The organism is Pseudomonas sp. 18.1.10 (assembly GCF_024655625.1).
In the GTDB taxonomy this organism is placed as follows: Bacteria; Pseudomonadota; Gammaproteobacteria; order Pseudomonadales; family Pseudomonadaceae; genus Aquipseudomonas.
Genome location: NZ_JANLGL010000340.1, coordinates 1 through 4135 on the forward strand (window position 1 = coordinate 1; position 4135 = coordinate 4135).

Consider the following 4135-nt stretch of genomic DNA (forward strand, 5'->3'; position numbering starts at 1 on the left):
CGAATTATAGACATCTGAAATCTGCCGTCAACCGTTAATTTGGTTTTTCTATCAATTAGCTTAAATTGATTAAAAAACCACCAAAGCACCACCCGGAATCCGCCTATCTATATAGAAGAGAAGCGTCAGATAACTCCCGACGCCCTCAAAGCGGCCACATTCGATTCCCCCAACCCCAGCACCTCACGCAACACCAGCGCCGTATGCTCTCCCAACAGTGGAGGCGCACTGCGATACTCCACCGGCGTCTTGGACAGTCGTATAGGGCTGGCCACCTGAGGCACCATCCCCGCCAGCGCATGGGGCAATGCCATCGCCAAGCCACGCGCCTTGACCTGCGGATCGGCAAACACCTGCGCCAGATCATTGATCGGCCCACACGGCACACCAACCTGCTCCAACTGCGCCACCCATTCAGCCGTCGTCTTGAAGACCGTCGCCTGGCGAATCAACGGGATCAGCTCCGCACGATTGGCCACCCGCACGCTATTAGTAGAGAAGCGCGGATCATCCGCCCACTGCGGCTGCCCAGCCACTTCGGCAAACTTGCGGAATTGCCCGTCATTCCCAACGGTCAGGATGAAATCGCCATCCGCCGTAGGAAAGTCCTGATACGGCACGATATTCGGATGTGCATTGCCCAAACGCTTCGGCGATACGCCCGTCGTCAGGTAATTCATCGCCTGATTAGCCAGGCACGCCACCTGCACATCCAGCAGCGCCATATCAATATGCTGCCCACCGCCGTCATGATCTCGATGCGCCAGCGCTGCCAGGATCGCGACAGTCGAGTAGAGCCCCGTAAGAATATCCGTCAACGCCACGCCGACCTTGACCGGCCCAGCGCCCTCATCACCCTCGGGTCGCCCGGTCAGGCTCATGAGCCCACCCAAGCCCTGGATCATGAAGTCGTAGCCCGCACGCCCGGCATAAGGCCCTGTCTGGCCAAAGCCGGTGATCGAGCAATAGATCAACTCAGGATTGATCTCCTTGAGCGACTCATAGTCCAACCCATACGCCGCCAAACCGCCAACCTTGAAGTTCTCGATCAGAATGTCGGACTTGGCCGCCAGGTCACGCACCAGCTTCTGCCCCTCCGGCCGCGTGAAGTCGATGGTCACCGACTCTTTATTGCGGTTGGCCGACAAGTAATACGCCGCCTCACTGGTGTTCTCGCCAAAAGCATCCTTAAGGAAGGGCGGCCCCCATGCCCGGGTGTCATCACCACTGCCCGGCCGCTCGACCTTGATGACCTCAGCCCCAAGGTCCGCAAGAATCTGCCCGGACCAAGGCCCCGCCAGCACTCGCGATAAATCCAGTACCCGCAGATGTGAAAGCGCGCCCATGCCGTGCTCCTATTAATAGAACGCCTGAAGTCCGGTTTGTGCACGCCCCAGGATCAGCGCGTGCACGTCGTGGGTGCCTTCATAGGTGTTGACCACTTCCAGGTTGACCAGGTGACGGGCCACGCCAAACTCGTCGGAGATACCGTTGCCGCCCAACATGTCCCGCGCCATACGTGCGATATCCAAGGACTTGCCGCAGGAGTTGCGCTTCATGATCGAAGTAATTTCAACCGCCGCCGTCCCTTCATCCTTCATACGCCCCAACCGCAGGCAGCCTTGCAACGCCAAGGTGATCTCGGTCTGCATATCGGCCAGCTTCTTCTGAATCAACTGGGTCGCCGCCAATGGTCGGCCAAACTGCTGGCGATCAAGGGTGTATTGGCGAGCGGTGTGCCAACAAAACTCGGCAGCGCCCAAAGCGCCCCAAGAGATGCCGTAACGCGCGGAGTTAAGGCAGGTGAACGGCCCCTTCAAGCCACGGACATCCGGGAAGATGTTCTCGTCCGGCACAAACACGTTATCCATGACGATTTCACCGGTGATCGATGCACGCAGGCCTACCTTGCCGTGAATCGCCGGTGCGCTCAGGCCTTTCCAGCCTTTCTCCAGGACAAACCCACGGATATCCCCTGCATCATCCTTGGCCCAGACGACAAACACATCGGCAATCGGGCTGTTGGTGATCCACATCTTGGCGCCCGTCAGGCTGTAGCCGCCGTCCACCTTACGTGCACGAGTAATCATCGCGCCCGGGTCGGAACCGTGATCCGGCTCCGTCAGACCGAAACAGCCGATCCACTCACCCGAGGCCAACTTCGGCAGATACTTTTGCTTCTGGGCCTCGGTGCCAAACTCATTGATCGGCACCATCACCAACGAAGACTGCACGCTCATCATCGAGCGGTACCCAGAGTCGACACGCTCCACTTCACGCGCAATCAACCCATAGCAGACGTAGTTCAAGCCACTGCCACCGTACTGCTCGGGAATCATCGCCCCCAGCAAGCCGGTCTCGCCCATCTCGCGAAAGATCGCCGGGTCGGTCTTTTCATGGCGGAAGGCTTCAAGCACCCGTGGCGCCAGCTTGTCCTGAGCGAATTGCTCAGCGCTGTCGCGCACCATGCGCTCTTCTTCGGTGAGCTGTTGATCCAGCAACAGTGGATCGATCCAGTTGAAGCTTGCCTTGCCAGCCATGAATAAGTCCTCGCAAAGATAAATCAGAAGTCGTGCATGGAGCCTAGGCCGAGGGAGCGGGGAGGGCAAACGAGGTTTCCGCATAGGCTTGTGCTAATTTCTCACTCCGTAACCCTAAAAAACGCTATCTATACGATTCACGAGTGAGGGCAAGGTACATGCGCAGAAAAATTCCCAGCACCACCGCCCTTGTCAGTTTTGAAGCGGCAGCCCGCCACGAGAGCTTTACCAAGGCGGCGCACGAACTTTCGATCACCCAGGGCGCCATCTGCCGACAAATCGCCAGCCTTGAGGAGTTTTTAAGTGTCGAGCTGTTTCGACGCTCACGGCGCGGGGTAAAGCTGACAGAGGCAGGGCTGTCCTACAGCCGCCGCGTGGCCACCCAACTCGATGCCGTGGAGCGCGACACCTTGTCCGTGATGGGGCAGCAGGGTGCCAACGTCATCGAGTTGGCCGTGGTCCCGACATTCGGCACCCAATGGCTGATCCCCCGCCTCAAGGATTTTCAACGCCAGCACCCGGAAGTCACGGTCAACCTCACCAACCGCACGCGCCCGTTCCTGTTTGCCGACACCGACTTCGACGCCGCGATCTACTTCGGTGATGCCGATTGGTCCGGTACAGAATCCCACCGACTGATGGGAGAAAACCCAGTCCCGGTGTGCAGCCCACACCTCCTGGGCAACCGCACGCAATTCTCCCCCCAGGAGATCGCGCAGCTGCCATTACTGCAGCAGACCACCCGACCCTACGCGTGGCGCCAGTGGTTCGACGCCCAGCAATTGAACGTGCCCCGCGACATGACAGGCCCACGCTACGAGCTATTCTCGATGTTGTCCCAAGCGGCCATGCATGACATGGGCATAGCACTGATCCCACCGTTCCTTATTCAACGCGAGCTGGATGAGCAGCGGCTGGTGATCGCAAGCCCCGACGTCCTGACCAGCGCGAAGGCCTATTACCTGATGATTCCTGACAGAAAAGTCGAATCCGCCTCGCTGCACGCGTTCAGGGACTGGCTGATCGATCAGTCACAGCGCTATAGCCCCAGCATTTAATGGCCGAAACTGCCTTGTTGACTCTGTAGTCAGATAAATTCAGATCCTACAGATATACGTATATGTCGCAATTAAGCAGACTGTACTTGTCGGCGCAAAATACGGCGCAAAGCCATGATTCTCATGGCCTTCAGCGACACTTACAGGTCAATGCGCGACTATTCACACCAGCAATGGAAAAACACCTGAGAAATGCCTGCAGCCCTTTAAACCCATGTATTTGAAGAGGTTATTTCGAAGTGTTGCGACAATCAGTCACAGGGTGACTTGTAGTTAATTTTTCGTCACCCGTCATAATCCCTTGAAGGCCGTAAAGTTCGCCTGCAAAATGCCGCGCCCCGCTGTCATTTCAGCGGGATCGTGCTGATCGGCCGCCCCAGATGCGCCACTCACGGTGCACTGGCCTTTTTACAAAAAGATCAAAAGCAAAAAGATCATGCAGGAGATTTGACGTGCACATTGGTGTTCCTCTCGAAACCCAGACCGGTGAAACGCGGGTGGCTGCCACCCCGGAAACCATCAAGAAGCTGATCGGCC

General features: G+C 57.6%; 4 protein-coding genes. 2 read left to right on the forward strand and 2 right to left on the reverse strand.

Annotated elements, in window-relative coordinates; genetic code table 11:
• Window positions 1-125 precede the first annotated feature (125 nt).
• Window positions 126-1346 carry a CaiB/BaiF CoA-transferase family protein gene (locus tag NUV89_RS28175; protein ID WP_257783894.1) on the reverse strand — a complete coding sequence of 407 codons (1221 nt, stop codon included), beginning with the start codon at window positions 1344-1346 and terminating at the stop codon, window positions 126-128.
• 12 nt (window positions 1347-1358) lie between these two features.
• Window positions 1359-2540: an acyl-CoA dehydrogenase gene (locus tag NUV89_RS28180; protein WP_017735997.1), complete on the reverse strand. Its 1182-nt coding sequence runs from the start codon at window positions 2538-2540 to the stop codon at window positions 1359-1361.
• A 158-nt stretch (window positions 2541-2698) separates the two neighbouring features.
• Between NUV89_RS28180 and NUV89_RS28185 the strand changes: the two genes are divergently transcribed.
• Window positions 2699-3598 (forward strand): LysR family transcriptional regulator, encoded by a 900-nt coding sequence (locus NUV89_RS28185; protein WP_257783895.1) that lies wholly within the window; start codon window positions 2699-2701, stop codon window positions 3596-3598.
• Window positions 3599-4050: 452 nt separating this feature from the next.
• The coding region (locus NUV89_RS28190; RefSeq protein WP_223473437.1) for a hypothetical protein at window positions 4051-4135 on the forward strand (85 nt) is incomplete at its 3' end.